Annotated in this window: 18 protein-coding genes and 1 riboswitch; of the genes, 12 read left to right on the top strand and 6 right to left on the bottom strand. The window is 66.4% G+C overall.

The window, feature by feature from the left end:
* Window positions 1-101 precede the first annotated feature (101 nt).
* Entirely contained in the window at window positions 102-1571 is a 1470-nt protein-coding gene (locus AB3X95_RS31060; RefSeq protein ID WP_176110119.1) for a glutamate synthase subunit beta, read from the top strand.
* A 388-nt stretch (window positions 1572-1959) separates the two neighbouring features.
* Window positions 1960-2835, top strand: a complete 876-nt coding sequence (locus tag AB3X95_RS31055; RefSeq protein WP_368623334.1) for a tyrosine-protein phosphatase — start codon at window positions 1960-1962, stop codon at window positions 2833-2835.
* Window positions 2836-3008: 173 nt separating this feature from the next.
* Here the strand turns inward: AB3X95_RS31055 and AB3X95_RS31050 are convergent, their stop codons facing one another.
* Together AB3X95_RS31050 and AB3X95_RS31045 are read right to left on the bottom strand one after the other, a co-directional pair.
* Window positions 3009-4316 carry an ATP-binding protein gene (locus AB3X95_RS31050; protein WP_368623333.1) on the bottom strand — a complete coding sequence of 436 codons (1308 nt, stop codon included), beginning with the start codon at window positions 4314-4316 and terminating at the stop codon, window positions 3009-3011.
* Complete coding sequence (locus AB3X95_RS31045) at window positions 4313-5053, bottom strand: response regulator (RefSeq protein ID WP_176124259.1); 741 nt, start codon at window positions 5051-5053, stop codon at window positions 4313-4315. Before AB3X95_RS31045 ends, AB3X95_RS31050 begins: the two co-directional genes overlap by 4 nt.
* A 391-nt stretch (window positions 5054-5444) precedes the next feature.
* Here AB3X95_RS31045 and AB3X95_RS31040 point away from each other — a divergent pair, with 391 nt between their 5' ends.
* From AB3X95_RS31040 to AB3X95_RS31025, 4 genes are all read left to right on the top strand, one after another.
* Entirely contained in the window at window positions 5445-5636 is a 192-nt protein-coding gene (locus AB3X95_RS31040) for a hypothetical protein (RefSeq protein ID WP_176367455.1), read from the top strand.
* Between the two features lie 54 nt (window positions 5637-5690).
* Complete coding sequence (locus tag AB3X95_RS31035) at window positions 5691-5849, top strand: DUF6726 family protein (protein ID WP_041734448.1); 159 nt, start codon at window positions 5691-5693, stop codon at window positions 5847-5849.
* Window positions 5850-5852: 3 nt separating this feature from the next.
* Window positions 5853-6566 carry a hypothetical protein gene (locus AB3X95_RS31030; protein WP_368623332.1) on the top strand — a complete coding sequence of 238 codons (714 nt, stop codon included), beginning with the start codon at window positions 5853-5855 and terminating at the stop codon, window positions 6564-6566.
* A 113-nt stretch (window positions 6567-6679) separates the two neighbouring features.
* Window positions 6680-7351, top strand: coding sequence for a flagellar basal body L-ring protein FlgH (locus AB3X95_RS31025; RefSeq protein ID WP_176124263.1), 672 nt, complete (start codon window positions 6680-6682; stop codon window positions 7349-7351).
* A gap of 89 nt (window positions 7352-7440) precedes the next feature.
* On the opposite strand, the gene AB3X95_RS31020 is transcribed toward AB3X95_RS31025, so the two are convergent.
* The 4 genes from AB3X95_RS31020 to AB3X95_RS31005 form a co-directional block, all read right to left on the bottom strand.
* Window positions 7441-8184 (bottom strand): response regulator, encoded by a 744-nt coding sequence (locus AB3X95_RS31020; RefSeq protein WP_176124264.1) that lies wholly within the window; start codon window positions 8182-8184, stop codon window positions 7441-7443.
* Between the two features lie 101 nt (window positions 8185-8285).
* The gene (locus AB3X95_RS31015) at window positions 8286-8954 is read right to left on the bottom strand and encodes a hypothetical protein (protein WP_176381117.1); all 669 of its coding nucleotides are present in this window, start codon (window positions 8952-8954) and stop codon (window positions 8286-8288) included.
* 64 nt (window positions 8955-9018) lie between these two features.
* Window positions 9019-9492 (bottom strand): hypothetical protein, encoded by a 474-nt coding sequence (locus AB3X95_RS31010; RefSeq protein WP_368623331.1) that lies wholly within the window; start codon window positions 9490-9492, stop codon window positions 9019-9021.
* 234 nt (window positions 9493-9726) lie between these two features.
* Window positions 9727-11478 (bottom strand): ABC transporter ATP-binding protein/permease, encoded by a 1752-nt coding sequence (locus AB3X95_RS31005; RefSeq protein WP_176124267.1) that lies wholly within the window; start codon window positions 11476-11478, stop codon window positions 9727-9729.
* Window positions 11479-11911: 433 nt separating this feature from the next.
* A riboswitch (TPP riboswitch) is annotated at window positions 11912-12035 on the top strand.
* A 221-nt stretch (window positions 12036-12256) separates the two neighbouring features.
* On the opposite strand from AB3X95_RS31005, the gene AB3X95_RS31000 reads away from it, so the two are divergent.
* The 6 genes from AB3X95_RS31000 (at window position 12257) to mlaE (ending at window position 17353) form a co-directional block, all read left to right on the top strand.
* Window positions 12257-13387, top strand: coding sequence for an FAD-dependent oxidoreductase (locus AB3X95_RS31000; RefSeq protein WP_368623330.1), 1131 nt, complete (start codon window positions 12257-12259; stop codon window positions 13385-13387).
* 65 nt (window positions 13388-13452) lie between these two features.
* Complete coding sequence (gene thiS / locus AB3X95_RS30995) at window positions 13453-13650, top strand: sulfur carrier protein ThiS (protein WP_026225709.1); 198 nt, start codon at window positions 13453-13455, stop codon at window positions 13648-13650.
* A gap of 107 nt (window positions 13651-13757) precedes the next feature.
* Window positions 13758-14573: a thiazole synthase gene (locus AB3X95_RS30990; protein WP_176124269.1), complete on the top strand. Its 816-nt coding sequence runs from the start codon at window positions 13758-13760 to the stop codon at window positions 14571-14573.
* Window positions 14570-15673 (top strand): thiamine phosphate synthase, encoded by a 1104-nt coding sequence (gene thiE / locus AB3X95_RS30985; RefSeq protein ID WP_368623329.1) that lies wholly within the window; start codon window positions 14570-14572, stop codon window positions 15671-15673. Before AB3X95_RS30990 ends, thiE begins: the two co-directional genes overlap by 4 nt.
* 94 nt (window positions 15674-15767) lie before the next feature.
* Window positions 15768-16589 (top strand): ABC transporter ATP-binding protein, encoded by an 822-nt coding sequence (locus AB3X95_RS30980; RefSeq protein WP_176110133.1) that lies wholly within the window; start codon window positions 15768-15770, stop codon window positions 16587-16589.
* Window positions 16586-17353, top strand: coding sequence for a lipid asymmetry maintenance ABC transporter permease subunit MlaE (gene mlaE / locus AB3X95_RS30975; RefSeq protein ID WP_176124271.1), 768 nt, complete (start codon window positions 16586-16588; stop codon window positions 17351-17353). Before AB3X95_RS30980 ends, mlaE begins: the two co-directional genes overlap by 4 nt.
* Window positions 17354-17365 lie beyond the last annotated feature (12 nt).

The raw sequence follows: 17365 nt of genomic DNA, 5'->3' as shown, positions 1-17365 counted from the left end.
GCCGTCACGGAAGTCACATTTAGACGTACCCGCCGCGTTCCGATCGATCGACGCGCGGCGGGTCCAGATTACCCCTAGATACAGATAGAGAAGAGAACCACATGGGCAAGGCAACCGGTTTTCTCGAGTTCGAACGTCGCCACGAGACGTACGAGGCTCCGCTCACGCGTGTGAAGCACTACAAGGAATTCGTCGCGGCACTGACCGACGACGAAGCGAAGATTCAAGGCGCGCGTTGCATGGACTGCGGCATTCCGTTCTGCAACAACGGCTGCCCGGTCAACAACATCATCCCGGACTTCAACGACCTGGTGTTCCGTCAGGACTGGAAGAACGCGATCGAAGTGCTGCATTCGACCAACAACTTCCCCGAGTTCACGGGCCGCATCTGCCCGGCGCCGTGCGAAGCGGCGTGCACGCTCGGCATCAACGACGACCCGGTCGGCATCAAGTCGATCGAGCACGCGATCATCGACAAGGCCTGGGCCGAAGGCTGGGTCGCGCCGCAAACGCCGAAGCACAAGACCGGCAAGAAGGTCGCCGTGGTCGGCTCGGGCCCCGCGGGTCTCGCGGCTGCTCAGCAGCTCGCGCGCGCCGGTCATGACGTGACCGTGTTCGAGAAGAACGACCGGATCGGCGGCCTGCTGCGCTATGGCATCCCCGACTTCAAGCTGGAGAAGTGGCAGATCGATCGCCGCATGCGCCAGATGGAAGCCGAAGGCGTGACGTTCCGCACCAACGTGTTCATCGGCAAACCGGACTCGTTGCCGGCGCACATCGGCAACACCGCGAAGGAAACCATCACGCCGGCCGAGCTGAACGAGCAGTTCGACGCGGTCGTGATCGCCGGTGGTTCGGAAACGCCGCGCGATCTGCCAGTGCCGGGTCGCGAGCTCGAAGGCGTGTACTACGCGATGGAATTCCTGCCGCAGCAGAACAAGGTCAACGCCGGTGACAAGGTGCCGAACCAGCTGATCGCGAAGGGCAAGCACGTCGTCGTGATCGGCGGTGGCGATACCGGTTCGGACTGCGTGGGTACGTCGAACCGTCATGGCGCGAAGAGCGTCACGCAGTTCGAACTCCTGCCGCAGCCGCCGGAAGAAGAGAACAAGCCGCTCGTGTGGCCGTACTGGCCGATCAAGCTGCGCACGTCGTCGTCGCACGAGGAAGGCTGCGAGCGCGATTGGGCGGTTGCGACCAAGCGCCTCGAAGGCAAGAACGGCAAGGTCGAGAAGCTGATCGCCGCGCGCGTCGAATGGAAGGACGGCAAGATGGTCGAAGTGCCGAACTCCGAATTCGAAATGAAGGCCGACCTCGTGCTGCTCGCGATGGGCTTCACGCAGCCGGTCTCGCCGGTGCTCGAAGCATTCGGCGTCGACAAGGATGCGCGCGGCAACGTGCGCGCCACGACCGAGGGCGACAAGGCGTACTACACGTCGGTGAACAAGGTGTTCACGGCGGGCGACATGCGTCGCGGCCAGTCGCTCGTGGTATGGGCGATCCGCGAAGGCCGTCAGTGCGCACGTTCGGTCGATGCGTTCCTGATGGGGCATTCGGAACTGCCGCGTTAAGCGTCTTCAATTTGCAGGAAGACGTGGAGACGACAAGGTGCCCCATGAAGGACACCTGTAGCGGTAAAGCGATGCAGTAAGAAAGAAACCGGGCTCGCCTGAAAGGGGGAGCCCGGTTTTCTTTTGCCTCGTCGCGGTGCGTTATGTCCGCCTCATTTGCGACAGCGCGCGAGCGTCACGCGGCATTTATTGGCGCGCACCCGGCCCTCTTTTTTCTTACTAACCCCTTCGATGTAACGCAAAACTTATTGGTCAACGTTAAACTGCGTCTGCAGCCCGGCTGCCCACTCGATCCTCCTATAACCCGTCGCCTCCGATGCCCGTCACCGCGAAAAACCGTTCGCCTTTCCGCACCCTTACGAGCACGACCGTGCCCGTGGAGCGCGGCATGCTGGGCGAAACGTCGGCGGCGCGGCGACGCTTTCTGAGGGGCTCGGCCGGTGCGATGCTGGCCGCGGGTTTCGGCAGCACGCTGCTATCCGCGTGCGGCGGCAGTCTCGAAGCCGAGCAGCCTGCTACGCCGCGACTCGTGTCGGTCAGCAATTTCCGCGATGTCGGCGGCGCGGGTGCCGGCTATCTGACCGTCGACGGCAAGCAGATGCGGCGCGGCGTGTTCTTTCGCGCGAATGCGCTGACGCTGAGCGGCACGGACGCGGCGACGCTAGCCAAGCTAGGCATCGTGTCGGTCTATGACCTGCGCACACCCGCCGAAATCGCGCGCACCGCCGACGTGCTGCCGAGCGGCGCGACATCCTCAGCGCTGAATGTGCTCGGCACGAACGACTTCGTTACGCCCCCGGTCGATTCGCCCGTCGACGCCGTCGCGTTCATGCAGGCTCAGGCGCGCGCGTATGTGACGGGCGGCCCGCAGCGAGCCGCCTATGGCGCGTTGCTCGGCGCGCTCGCCAACGGCACGGGCGCGCAGCTATTCCATTCGAGTGCGGGAAAGGACCGCGCGGGCTGGGTCGCGGCGCTGCTGCTCAGCATCGCCAACGTTCCGCTCGACGTGATCATGCAGGACTACCTGCTGAGCAACGTCTATCTCGCGCCATCGATCGCTGCCCAAACCACCGCGCTGCGCGCGCAGGAAGGCGCGGCCATCGCCGCGGCGAGAGCGCCGTTGTTCGACGTCGACGAGAATTATCTGCAGGCGGGCTTCGACCAAGTGCAGGCGAGCTACGGCACGATGGCGAGCTATTTAACGCAAGGCCTCGGCCTTTCCACGGCGACGGTCGACGCGCTGCGCAATCGGCTCGTGCATTGACGTGCTTCGGCCGTCCGATAGCGAAAAAAAAGTCCGCCCCAGAGGAGCGGGCGGACGGAGAAGGGCGGCATCGAGGTTGCCGGGGGCGACTATAAGGCCGCGACCCGCGCGACGGCCGATGCGGTAAGGGCAGGTAAGTGCCCCGGTCCGCGTCCCCTTACCTGCGAGCATCCTCACGTCAGCGCCAGGTCCACCGGCAATTCGATCCGTACGTCGAGCCCGCCCCGCGCATGATTGCGCACGAGGCAGCGTCCGCCGCGATGGTGCGCGAGCCGCGCGACGATCGCGAGACCGAGCCCGCAATGGCCTTCGCCGCCGCGCGCGGCGTCGAGCCGCACGAACGGCTTCATCGCCGCGGCGATGCGGTCGTCGGGAATGCCGGGGCCGTGGTCGCGCACGCTGATGATCCAATGACCGTCGTTGCACGCGGTTAAGATTTCCACCGGCGGCATGCCGTGTTCGAGCGCGTTGTCGACGAGGTTCGTCACGAGCCGGTCGAGCAGCGTGCGCGGCAGCGTGAACGAGGGGCCAGCGCGCAAGTCGAGTGCGAAAAGCTGGGTTTCGGCGGGGTCCGCCGCTTCGGCGGGTTCAGCGGCCTCCGCGTAATCGCCCGAGGAAAACTGCTCGCGCAAGAACTCGTCGACTTCGACCGGCGGTCCGGCATCCGCCGATTGGCCCGCGAATTCGAGGAACTGCTGGACGATGTTGGTCAGCGAATCGACGTCGCGGATCAGGCCGGCACGCTCGTTTTCGTCGACCAGCACGCTCGCGCGCAGCTTCAGGCGCGTGAGCGGCGCCTTCAGATCATGCGCGACGCCGGCGAGCATCACCGCCTGGTCGTCGCCGGCTTCGTTCAGGCGGCGCATCATGTCGTTGAACGAGCCGATCAGATCGCGCAGTTCGCGCGGGCCCTGCACCGGCACGGGTTCAGGCCGGCCCCCCGAGCCGAATGCGCGCGACGCATCGGCGACGCGCAGCAACGGCCGTTGCATCTGCCAAACCGCGAACAACGACAGGATCAACCCGGCGGCCAGCATCGAGACCGATTCGATCAGAAAGCGCGGCGGCGGCGGGACATCGACCGGCACGACGACCCAGTTCGACTTGCCCGGAACCAGCACCCACAGTTGCGGCGGACGCAGATCGTCGACGGCGATCTGCGTGCCGGCCGGCAGGTTCTCGCGCAGATGCCGGCTCAACTCGACCAGCACATGCTCGTGCGGCTCGCGCAGATGCACGCTGGTCGGCATGTTCCAGGTGGGTACCAGATGCACGCGCATCGCCGGCGCGAGCGCGGCGCCCTTGATCGGCTCGCCGTTGATCGCCTGCAGCACCAGCAGAATGCCGCGCGCGAAGCCGTCGATTTCATGGCGCGGCGGCTGCATCGTCACCAGCACGAACCAGCTCGCCTGAATCGCGAACAGCACCGCCGCCGACAGCAACGCCATTCTGCCGAACAGCGTGTTCAGCGGATTTCTCATGCGCTCGGGGCGGCCCCGTCCTCGAAGGGGGTGCCATTGGCGTCGGGCACGAACACATAGCCCTTGCCGCGCACCGTTTGCACATAGCACGGGTTCGACGGGTCGTCCTCGATCACGCGGCGCAGGCGCCAGATCGGCACGTCGAGGCTGCGGTCGCGGAACGCGAGGTCGTCGCGATGCACGAGATCGTGAATCAGCACGCGCGACAGCACCTTGTACGGATTGTTGACGAAGATCTTCAGCAGCGCGAATTCGCTGTCGCGCAGCGGCAGCTTGGCGTCGTCGCGGGTAAGCGAGCGCGTCGCGAAGTCCAGTTCGAACGGACCGAAGCGATAGCGCTTGCGTGCTTCCGGCGCGCTCGTGGTGGATGGCCCGCGCCGGCGCAGCACGGTCTGGATGCGCACCAGCAGTTCGCGCGGATCGAATGGCTTGGTCAGATAGTCGTCCGCGCCGAGCGATAGACCGACGATGCGATCGGCCACCGTGCCGCGCGCAGTCACGAAGATCACCGGGATGTCGTCGCCGGCGGCGCGCAACGCGGTGAGCGCGCGCAGGCCGTCGGTGTTCGGCATCATGATGTCGAGCACGACGACTGACGGCCGCTCGCGCTCGAGACGACGCTGCAAATGAGTGCCGTCATGCAGCACGGACGCATCGAAGCCGTTCGACTGCAGAAACTTGCAAAGCAGATCGCGTACGACCGGATCGTCGTCGACGATAAGGACCTGTGGATTCATGGCGAAATTCTAGACTGGCGCGCCCGACGCGCGACCGCGCATTTCCTTACCAACGCTTACTGTGCGCCACGTAGCGCTGGCGGGCTTGCGCCGGGGCGGATCAGCGAAGGTTCCGCGCCTACTTTAGCACTGCCTGATCCTGCTCTCCGCAACGACCGCCACGCGATGACAACGCCTGGCAAGCACTCGAAAGCACTCGCAAGCCCACGGAACGGGTCGTAACAACCGCGCGAAAGCATGCTTTGCTTCGCCCATCGTCGGCGCCTGCGCGGCGCGATGATTCGTTCCGCAGCAAGTCGCGCCGCACGCCGAACGAGGCCAGCTGCCTCGGATGACGGCTACGGCGCTCAACCGACACCCGCGCGCAATGCGCGCCTTCGCGAGGTCCATCATGACGATCCACAACACGCTCAGTTCCACGCCTTTCTCCACGCTGGCGAAGACGCCAGCCACGGAGAAGTCCACCAGTTCGAGCCCCACCGGTGCAGCGGCGAAATCGCAGCAAAGCAGCGCGCTCGCGCAGCCTGCACTGCCTGCGCCGGGGACGGGGCTCATCGGCCATCTGGTCAACACGACCGCGTGAACCGGCGAGGTCCGCGTGCCGTTATCCAGAACTACTGAGCATCGGCGTCGCGTCGTGGCGTGGCTCGTTGCCGGCGCGCTGCTGTTGCCGCTCGGCGGCTGCGGCGCCGCGGCGCTGCCGTGCCGGGTCACGGCGGCGACCCTGAAAGTGCTGCCGGTCGTCGGCCATGCGGCGGCGACGCCTTTCGACATGTGCGCTTCCGCGATCGATTGAATCATGACGCTCACCCGGATGGTTGGCGCACTGATGCTGCTCGGCGGTGTGCTGTCGTGCGTCGCGCATGCGCAGCCTGTCGCGCGCGGTCCGAAGGCGGCCAGCGCGGCATCGAACAGCGTCGTCGCCGACACGCGGCGGCGCTCGCCGGACGCGCCGTTTTCGTTTCGCGGCGTCGCGCTCGGCATCACGATCGACGAATTCCGTGCGGGCTCCGCCGTGCGCGCGACGCCGGTCGGCAGCGTACCGATCTGCGAGACCGACGTGCAGGCGGGAGCGCTCGGCATGCGGCTGAAGTCGCACGATAGCCTGAGCGTCGCGTGCCGCTGGGCGCATCGCGACGATCAGCGCTGGGCGGTCTCGCAGGCGGTGGTCGATGGCGCGCCGGCGCTCGAACACGTGATGCGCTTCACGCGCATCGACGGGCAAGGCGCATTGCGTCTCTACGAGATGTCGTTCGTGATCGACGAGCTGACCGCGGAGGATCTGCGCGACGCGCTCGAAGATCGTTATGGGCCGCCGCGTCTCGCGACGCGCAACGCGGCGGCGCCGGGCGCGATGCCGATGTACGTATGGGAGAACGCGGTCAGTTCGATCACGCTGTGCTTTCTGCCGGGCAGCCGCAACGGCACGCTCACGTATCTGCTGAAGGGCTCGGATGCGTGGATGAAAGCGGTCGTGCGGCAGTGGCAGGCGAGCGGCGCCGACGCGGGCTGATGATTGCCAGGCAAGCCTGATTATCGGTGCGAACCCAACGCCGAAAGCGGATGGCGTCTGGCTAGCGCCGCCACGCTTTAACTCCTTTTCATCTTTCTCGCCACGGAGTCAGCATGACCGCACTACGACTCATCCTGGTGCTCGGCGCCGCGAGCTGTCTCGCGGCCTGTTCGAATACGCAGACCAGGTCGATCGTCGAAACGCCGATGGCGCCGCCGCTCGCGTCCGCGCCGTTGAACGTCAACGCGCAAGGCGCGATCTATCAGGCCGGCGCGCCGCTGCTGCTGTATGAGACGCCGCGCGCGCAGCATATCGGCGACGTGCTGACGATCCGGCTGTCCGAATCGTATAGCGGCAACAACAGCGCGAGCGCATCGGCGAACCGCGCGAGCAGCATCACCGCGACCGCCGCGGACCAATCGACGAACGCCGCCGCGCGGCTCGCGAAACTGTTCAATATCGGCTCCGCCAGCACCGACTACAAGGGGCAAGGCAATCTGCGCGACATCAGCGATATGACGGGCACGCTCGCCGTGACCGTGATCGGCACGGTGTCGGGCGGCAATCTCGTCGTGTCGGGCGAGAAGGTGATCGCGATGAGCGGTACCCGCGACCGTCTTCGGTTGTCGGGCATCGTCAATCCCAAGGACATCGAAGCAGGCAATTACGTTGCGTCGAGCAAGGTCGCGAACGCGCGTATCGAACAGGCGGGCCTCGGCATGGTCAACGACGCGACGACGATGGGCTGGCTGCAGCGGATGTTTCTGAGTGTGCTGACGTTTTGACCGTCAGCCGCGTCAGCGCGCTGCGCGCTGCGCGTTGTGCGCGACGCGCAGATCGCATCGACTGGCTCGGATCAGATCGACTCGCGCCGCTAGCCGAGCGGCGGCGCGAGCCCGCGTTCGGCCGCGCCGAACTCGCCATCCGGCACGAACACATAGCCGCGTCCCCACACCGTCTGCACGTAGCGCGGTTCCGATGGGTCCACTTCGATCAGCCGACGCAAGCGCCAGATCGATACGTCGAGACTGCGATTGCGGTGCGCTTCGCTATTGCCGTGCAGTTTCTCGAGCAACTGCGCACGTGTGAGCACGGTCATCGCGTGCGTGACGAACACCTTCAGCATCGCGAATTCGCTCGAACGCAGCGTGATGCGTTCGCCGTCGCGGCGCAGTTCGCGCGCGGGGAAGTTCACTTCGAAGCGGCCGAAATGATAGGGCGCGCGTTGCTCGGGCGCGCCCGGCGCGATCGAGCCGCGACGCCGCAACACCGTGCGAATCCGCGCGACCAGCTCGCTCGGTTCGAACGGCTTGCCGAGATAATCGTCGGCGCCGAGTTCGAGGCCGATCACGCGATCGATCGGATCGGCGCGCGCGGTCAGCAGAATCACGGGAATGTCATCGCCGGCGACGCGCAACGCGCGCAGCGCGCTGATGCCATCGAGCTCCGGCATCATGATGTCGAGCACGACGAGCGCGGGACGCTCCTGCTGCAATCTGCGCTGCAACGCCAAGCCATTTTCGAGCGTGGAGACGTTGAAGCCGCGCCCGTGCAGATATTCGCTGACGAGCTCGCGTACGACGGGATCGTCATCGACGATCAGGATGGTCTGGTTCATTCAGGTCATCTTAGTGATGCGCACGGGCCGCGCAAAGCGCATACCGCTTTCCAATCCTTTCCCGTGTAAGGCGCTGCAAGCGAACGCACAGCCGCGGGTCTTCAGCGGGTCGGCGGGAAGGCCTGCGAGGTTTGCAGGGTCTGCTGTTGATGCTCCTGGCGCGCGAAATCGGTCCGATCGACGACCATCCGCTCGATCAACCCGCCGAGCTTCACCGAGGCCGACGAGAAGCGGTCGGTGTTCAGGCCGCCGGTCTGATAGCGCGCGGTGACCAGAATGCGGCCGCTCTGGATCAGTGTCAGATCGATGATCGACAGGTACTGGATGGATTCGTCGCTGAACGAGCGGCGCCCATAGTCGATCGCGGCGTTGTAGACGAGCCGCGCTTCGCAGCCGGCCGGCGAGGTCCCCGGATTGTAGACGTCCGAACGAATGCCGCGCCGCTCGAGCGCGAGCTGCAGCGCCGGCACGAAATCGCCGACCGACACCGTCGGATTCACTTCGATGCACACGTGCTGCACATCGGCGGGCCGGCCGTTGACGAAGGTCGGCGACGAGTAGTTCGACGCGATCGCGTAGCCGGCCTGGATCACGGAACCGGTGGCGTCGGCGGCCTGGATCAGCGTCCATGCGCAGCCGTCGAGCGTGAGCGTCAGCGTCGCGGCGAAGGCGGCGAGGGCGCAGCGACGCCGGGATATCAGCGAGGCGATCGGACCCAGGCGCGAAGGCTTGGTTGCGGCTGGCGCGCGCACGGTTGGCGGCGAGGTCATGAGGCAGCGCCCGATCCCGGTCACGAGATTCGCTGGGTCATCGAAAGGAGCGACGGCCGCGCGCTCAGCGCGTCACGCGCAGTCGCAGTTCGTTCTGGCCTTGCACGCTCGCGGTGACGTTCAGGCGGCGCGCGTCGGTGGTCACGACGAAATGCTGGCGCACCGGGGTGTTGACGTCGTGCACGACGCGCGGAAAGCAGGCGGCGATGTCGGCGCCGAGTTCTTCGAGCGGATCGTTGATGACGCCGTCGGCTTGCCAGTGCGCGCGCCAGTGGCAGTCGTACGCGTGCGCGGTAGCGCGGCAATCGTCGGAATGGGAGACGCCCGGCAGTTGCGCGGCGGTCTCGTTCGGCAGTTGCCGGAAATCGCTCGCATCGACGATGTGCGTGAGCGCCGCGCAGATATCCGCAGGCTGGTTCGGCTCGGCGGTTTGCGCGGCGTCGACGGCGTTCGTGAAGAGCAGCGCCGCGCCGCAGGCGAGCGCGAGGCGCGGGAGCAAGGTCGGGAACAGAGGTGAAACACGGCGAGCGAATGACATGGGCGAGAAGTCCGGAGAGCGGTTGCGATCAAAGTCGTGACTGACGTCAACGAAGGCCGACGCATGGCGCGGCCCGTACGACTATCGTCGCTGCTCGCGGGCATTTTCAAAGCGCGGAACAGCTTGCGCGCTTCGTAAATGCTTCCGAACTCTTCTCGTGTCTTTCCGGATGTTGCGCACGACGCGCGGGGGCGGCGTCGTGCGCTTAATTGAAGTGAGCGCTGTGCGCGTCGCTCACGCCGCTATCGCTTCGGCCGAACGCTCGACGTCGAGCGTTTCGTCATGGAACGCAGCAAGCGATTCGCGATGCGCGACGCTGACGATCGCCGCCTTCGGCAGCCTCTCGGTGAACAGTCGATAGAGCCGCGCCTCGTTTTCCGCGTCGAGCGCGCTGGTCGCTTCGTCGAGGAACAGGTAGTCCGGCTTGTGCAGCAGCACGCGCGCGGCGGCGAAGCGCTGCTGCTCACCCGGCGACAGCACGCGGGTCCAGTGCCCCGTTTCCTGCAGACGGTCCGCGTATTCCGACAGATGGCAGGTGATGAGCGCGTCGCGGCATTCGTCGTCGCCATAGGTGTCCGCCGCCGACGGATACGCGAGCGCCGCCTTCAGCGTGCCGATCGGCATGTAGCTGACCTGTGGAATGAACATCATGCGCGCGTTGACCGGCGCGTCGATCGAGCCGTCTCCGAACGGCCACAGGCCCGCGAGCGCGCGCATCAGCGTGCTCTTGCCGGCGCCCGACGGACCGCGCACGAGCCAGCGCGAGCCCGGCCGGATCGCGATATCGCGGATGCGCGACAGCGGGTTGCCATTGGGCAGCGCGAGCGTGAGGCTGTCGGTGGAAAGCGAGTTGCTGTCGACGAAATGCAGATTGATGCCACCGTGTTCCGTGGCCGGCGACACCGATTCCTTCAGACGCGGCGAATGCACGACGCGCTTGAATTCGCGCAACCGGTTCACGGTCGCGCGCCATTCGACGAGGCTCGTATAACTGTTGATGAACCACGAGAACGAATCGCTGACGGTGCCGAACGCGCTCGAAATCTGCATCAGCACGCCGAACGTGAACGCGCCCGCGAAGTAGCGCGGCGCGGCGACGACGATCGGGAAAATGATCGCGATCTGGCCGTAGAAGCTCAGCACGAAGGTCAGGCGCTTCGTGTACTTCATCACCTGCCACCAGTTGTCGCGGATGCGGCCGAACAACGTGCGCGCGTTCGTCTTCTCGGTTTCCATGCCGTTGTAGAACGCGATCTGCTCGGCGTTCTCACGCAGGCGGATCAGACCGAAACGGAAATCCGCCTCGACTTTCTGCGCCTGATAGTTGATCGACACGAGCGGATGGCCGACCTTCTGCATAACGAGCGAACCGACCACCGCGTACAGCGCGGCGGCCCAAACCATATAGCCGGGGATATGCAGCGGCATGCCGCCGAGCGAAATACTCAGCGCGCCCGCGAGCGTCCACAGGATCGTGATGAACGACACCAGCGTGACGACGGTCGATAGCAGATCGAGCGTCAGCGACAGCGTGGTGGTCGCGAACGACTGCAGGTCGTCGCTGATCCGCTGGTCGGGGTTGTCGGCGAGACGGTCGCGCTCGATGCGGTAGAACGCGCTGTCGTTGAGCCACTCGTTCAGGTAGCGGGTGGTCAGCCACTGGCGCCAGCGGAAGCCGAGCATCTGACGCAGATAGCGTCCATACACGGCGAGGATGATGAAGCCGAACGCGAGTCCGGTAAAAATCATCAGCAGATGCGGGAAGTCGTGGACGTTCTTTTCCTGCAGCGCGTTGTAGAAGTCCCTGCTCCAGCTATTCAGGCGCACGTTGATCCAGACGACGAGCAGGTTCATCACGATGATCGTAATGAGCAGCCCCCATGCGATGCCTCGTTCCTCGGAAACCCAGTAAGGCTTGATCAGGCTCCAGGCGGAGACCTTTTCGTCGGACGGCAGCGCGGGGCTGGCGGAAGTATGTGGTGTCATGAGCGTCCTGATGAAGTGCTGACCCGAAGTGCATTCCGGCGGCGTACGGGTCCGATCTGGTTGACCCATGTCGGGCGATCCCGCTGACAGCCGGCCCTTTGCGAGGCCGTGGCTGAGGCGGGTCTGCGATACCTGGCCGGGCATCGCGCCCTCGCGCTCGATGAACGCGAGTCCGGACGGGCGCCCGATTCTGGCGTGACGCCCTTAAGCGAAAATTAATTTTTCGGGGCCGGCGTCCGCCGGGATGCCGCCGCCACGCATGCGGCCACGAGTGCCGCGCGCGCCGCGTTTTTTCGGCACCGGTCACCGCATTGTGCCAGAGCGCCGGGCCGCTTCGCATCGGCATCTCGCTAGACGGTGCCAGATCAAAATCGCGGCAGCGACGGTGGACCGCTGGTTTGCGGGCGCCGCGCCTTTTATGGTCTAATGACCTGCGACGAAACAGGGGTGCTTCGCCCACAGGCGGCATGATTTTCATGCCGGGGCGGCGAGGCTGAGAGAGACCCTTTGCACCCGATCCGGGTAATACCGGCGCGGGAAGTTTCCGGAAGCAACCGTCTTCCATTCCCCGCCGGGCGGCGAGCGCAGCTCACATGCACACGCCGTGACCGGCCGGCTTCACCCGCCGGTTTCGTCCTGGGTACGTGCGTTTTTGGCCGTACGGAAAGGACTCGATGACCGCCTATTCTTCAGACATGCATCTTTCTCTTCGTCACGCCGGCTCCGGCGTGCCGTGCCGCTTTGGTTTCGCCCGCCGCTGTCAAACGGAGCGGGTGCGATGAGCCATTCCGCTCGACCTGATTTCGCCGTGCTCGGCGGCGGTTTGTGCGGCCGGCTGGTCGCGTGGCACCTCGCGGGCGACGGACATCGCGTGGCGCTCTATGAGCGCGGCGATGCCACCGGCTCGCAGGCTGCCGCGTGGGTCGCCGCGGCGATGCTCGCGCCGCTGGCAGAAGCCGCCAGCGCCGAGCTGCTGATCACACGGCTCGGTGCGAGTTCGCTCGAAAGCTGGCCGCGCGTGCTCGCCGAACTGCCGGAGCCGGTGTTTTTCCAGCGCAACGGCACGCTCGTCGTCTGGCATCACGCGGATCGCACGGAGGCGCCGCTGTTCGAGCGCCGCGTGCGCGCGAACGCGCCGGCCGAGTTGCTCGAGGGCGGCTTCGTCGCGCTTTCGGGCGCGCAGCTCGGCGCCGCCGAACCCGCGTTGGCCGGCCGCTTCAATCAGGGCTGGCTACTGCCGCGCGAGGGCCAGCTCGACAACCGCCAGGTGCTGTCCGCGCTCGCCGCGGGGCTTGCCGAGCGCGGCGTCGACACGCACTGGAACACGCCGATCGACGACGCGTCGCTGCCCGACGCCGGTATCACGATCGATTGCCGCGGGCTCGGCGCAAAGCCTGTGCTGCCGACGCTGCGCGGCATCCGCGGTGAAGTTGCGCGCGTGCATGCACCTCACCTGCAGCTGACTCGCCCGGTGCGGCTGCTGCATCCGCGCTACCCGCTGTATATCGCGCCGAAGCAGAACGGCCTCTACGTGATCGGCGCGACCGAGGTGGAGGGCGAGGACATGTCGCCCGTCAGCGTGCGTTCGGCACTCGAGTTGCTGAGCGCGGCGTTCTCGGTGCATCCGGGCTTCGGCGAGGCGCGCATCCTCGAGCTGAATTCGCAGTGCCGGCCGACCTTGCCCGATCACCGTCCCGCGCTGCTGTGGGACGGCGCGCGCACGTTGCGCGTGAACGGCCTGTATCGGCACGGCTTTATGATCGCGCCGGAAGTCGCCGACGAAGCCGTACGCTTCGCGAGCGCGCTGCTCGACGGCCGCGTCCGGGACGCCGACGCATTCGCCGGCTGGCGGCGCGACGCACGCTGGAGCGAGCTGTTCCAACAGCACTTCGCGCGTGAGCCGGCCTGAGCGTAGCGGCAAACGTGCCGCACGCGATGCCGCTTGCGCCATCGATTGAATCGTATTCGAACACCATGGACATTCATATCAATCAGAAGCCGTTGTCGCTGCCCGAGGGCGCGACTGTCGCCGATGCGCTTGCCGCCTTTGGCGCGCGTCCGCCGTTCGCGGTCGCGCTCAACGGCGATTTCGTCGCGCGTGCGCAGCATGCGGCGCGCGCGCTGCAAACGGGCGATCGGCTCGACGTCGTGCAGCCGGTCGCGGGCGGCTGAGCGCGCTCGCGCCGGCCTGCTGCTTACCGAACGCAACAACCGTCGCCGAAAACCCATTGCCGTCACGCGGTCGGTTCTAGCCGCGACGGCAAACCAGGATGATGCAAATGACTTCTCACGAGAGCGCCGACGCGCTGACCCTATACGGTCAAACTTTCGCAAGCCGCGTGCTGCTCGGCACGTCGCGCTACCCGTCGCTGCAATCGCTGTCCGATTCGATCGACGCCGCGCGCCCCGGCATGGTCACCGTCGCGCTGCGCCGTCAGATGAACGAGGGCAACGCGGAAGCCGGCTTCTTCGATCTGCTCAAGCGCCACGGCGTGCCGCTGCTGCCGAATACGGCGGGCTGCCTGAGCGTCGGTGAAGCGGTGACGACCGCGCACATGGCGCGCGAAATCTTCGAGACCGAGTGGATCAAGCTCGAACTGATCGGCGACGACTACACGTTGCAGCCCGACCCGGTCGGGCTGATCGAGGCCGCCGCGCGGCTCGTCAAGGATGGCTTCAAGGTGCTGCCGTACTGCACCGAAGATCTGGTGATCGGCCGCCGTCTGCTCGACGCCGGCTGCGAGGCGCTGATGCCGTGGGGCGCGCCGATCGGCACCGGCAAGGGCGTGGTCAATCCGTACGGGCTGCGCGTATTGCGCGAGCGGTTGCCGGACGTGCCGCTGATCGTCGATGCCGGGCTCGGCGTGCCATCGCATGCGGCCCAGGTGATGGAGTGGGGCTTCGACGGCGTGCTGCTGAATACGGCGGTGTCGCAGGCGACGCACCCCGACGCGATGGCGCGCGCGTTCGCGCTGGGCGTCGAGGCGGGCCGGCAGGCGTATCTCGCGGGCCCGATGGCCGAGCGCGAGAGTGCGCACGCGAGCACGCCGGTGGTCGGCATGCCGTTCTGGCATCAGGATGGAGGTGCGGTATGACGCAGTCGTTGACGCTGAAGGACCGCGATCTGTTCTGGCCGACGGCCGACGAACTCATCGAAGCCGCCGAGCGCATCCGCGCGCGGCTTGGCGACTGGCCGCCGACCCACGCGCCGTGGCGCATCTGCCTCACCGCGCCGGACGAACCGAACGGTGGCGACCTGATCGTGGTCGCCGACGCGCAGCAGCACGGCGAGCAGGTCGCGCGCTGGCTGACGCGGGGCGCGGGCGTGATCGTCGCTGCGGAAAACCGCGCGACGCTGCATCTAGGCGGTGAGAAATACGGCCTCGAAGGCCATCTGGCGGAAGACTGGATTCCCGCGCTGGCCGCGTTCCTCGACTGCGGTTTCGATCCGCACGACGCGCTGGTGCTCGCGCTCGCGTGGCGCGACGGCGACGAGACCCGCGCCGACGACGCTTTCCCGTCCGACCTCGGCCGCTTTCCGCGCCTTACCGAGCTGCCGCCGGCACCCGCCAGGGCGTTCCCGCGCTGCCCGGAAAAGCTCGGCCTGTATCCAGTGCTGCCGACCGCGGACTGGGTCGAGCGGGTGGTGGGGTTCGGCGTGAAGACGGTGCAGTTGCGCCGCAAGTCGGCCGAGCCCGCCGACGAACTGAAGCGCGAGATCGCCCGCTGTGTGGCGGCCGGCCGCGCGCACGACGCGCAGGTGTTCATCAACGATCACTGGCAGGCGGCGCTCGAGGCGGGCGCGTACGGCGTGCACCTCGGCCAGGAAGACGTTCATACTGCGGATCTGTCCGCGCTGGCCGACGCGGGCATCCGTCTGGGCCTGTCCACGCACGGCTTCTACGAGATGCTGAAGGCGCTGCATTTTCGTCCGAGTTACATTGCATTGGGCGCGGTGTTCCCGACCACGACCAAGATCATGCCGACCGCGCCGCAGGGCTTGCGGCGCCTCGCATGCTATGTGCGGCTGCTCGACGGTGTGGTGCCGCTCGTCGCGATCGGCGGGATCGATCTGCAGGTGCTGCCGGAGGTGCTCGCGACCGGCGTCGGCTGCGCGGCGGTGGTGCGCGCGGTCACCGAAGCCGCCGACCCGGCCGCCGCCGTTTCTGCGCTGCAACACACGTTTACGCAATAATCGTCAGGCATAGTCAAGGAACGGGGCACCTCAACGCAGCTTTTGCATGATGGCCCTATAATTCGGCCTTCCGTGTAAAAGGATTGTCAGTTTGGTGCCTTCCTCCCCCGAGACCATACTCGAGCTGCGCGACGTCGACTTCGGCTACGGCGACCGGCTCGTCCTGTCGAATCTGAATCTGCGCTTTCGCCGCGGTCAGGTCGTCGCGGTCATGGGCGGCTCGGGTTGCGGCAAGACCACGGTGCTGCGGTTGATCGGCGGCCTCGTGCGCGCGCAACGCGGCCAGGTGCTGTTCCATGGCCAGGACATCGGCGGGCAGACGCGCGAAGGCCTTTACGCGCTGCGCCGCAAGATGGGCATGCTGTTCCAGTTCGGCGCGCTGTTCACCGACATGTCGGTGTTCGAGAACGTCGCCTTTTCGCTACGCGAGCACACCGATCTCCCCGAAGAACTGCTGCGCGACCTCGTGCTGATGAAGCTCAACGCGGTCGGCCTGCGCGGCGCCCGCGATTTGCTGCCGTCGGAAATTTCGGGCGGCATGGCGCGGCGCGTGGCGCTCGCGCGCGCGATCGCACTCGATCCCGAACTGATGATGTACGACGAACCGTTCGCCGGCCTCGACCCGATCTCGCTCGGCATCACCGCAAATCTGATCCGCACGCTGAACCAGGCGCTCGGCGCGACGTCGATTCTCGTCACGCACGATGTGCCGGAATCGTTCGCGATCGCCGATTACGTGTACTTCCTGTCCAGCGGCGGGGTGCTCGCCGAAGGCACGCCGGACGAGCTGCGCGCGTCGACCGACCCGACCGTGCGGCAGTTCATCGACGGCGCGCCGGACGGCCCGTTCAGATTCCACTATCCGGCTCAGACGCCGCTCGCGGCGGACTTCGGCATCGGCGGAGGCCAGTCATGATCGGTACGATCGGTCGCTCGGTCCTCACCGGGCTCGGCACCGCCGGCTACGCGACGCGCTTCTTCCTGCGGCTCGTGCTCGAAATTTTCCCGCTGCTGCGCCGTCCGCGTCTTGTCACGAAGCAGATCCACTTCGTCGGTAATTATTCGCTCGTGATCATCGCGGTGTCGGGGCTGTTCGTCGGCTTCGTGCTCGGGCTGCAGGGCTATTACACGCTGAACCGTTATGGCTCCGAGCAAGCGCTCGGGTTGCTCGTCGCGCTGTCGCTGGTGCGCGAGCTCGGGCCGGTCGTGACCGCGCTGCTGTTCGCCGGGCGCGCGGGCACGTCGCTGACCGCCGAAATTGGCCTGATGAAGGCCGGCGAGCAGCTCACCGCGATGGAAATGATGGCCGTCGATCCGGTCAAAGTCGTGATCGCGCCGCGCCTGTGGGCGGGCATCATCTCGATGCCGATCCTCGCGGCGATCTTCAGCGCGGTCGGCGTGCTGGGCGGTTACGTGGTGGGCGTGCTGCTGATCGGCGTCGATGCCGGCGCGTTCTGGTCGCAGATGCAAAGTGGCGTCGACGTGTGGCGCGATGTCGGCGCCGGGGTCGTCAAGAGCGTGGTGTTCGGTCTCGCGGTGACCTTCGTCGCGCTGTTTCAGGGCTACGAGGCAAAGCCGACGCCGGAAGGCGTGTCGCGCGCGACGACCCGCACGGTCGTGTACGCGTCGCTCGCGGTGCTCGGGCTCGACTTCCTGTTGACCGCACTGATGTTCAGCTAAGGCCGCGCAGCG

It is taken from the genome of Paraburkholderia sp. BR13444 (assembly GCF_040948755.1).
Lineage (GTDB): Bacteria > Pseudomonadota > Gammaproteobacteria > Burkholderiales > Burkholderiaceae > Paraburkholderia > Paraburkholderia youngii.
The sequence above is the reverse complement of the archived record's forward strand: the minus strand, read 5'-3'. Positions and strand labels throughout refer to the sequence as shown.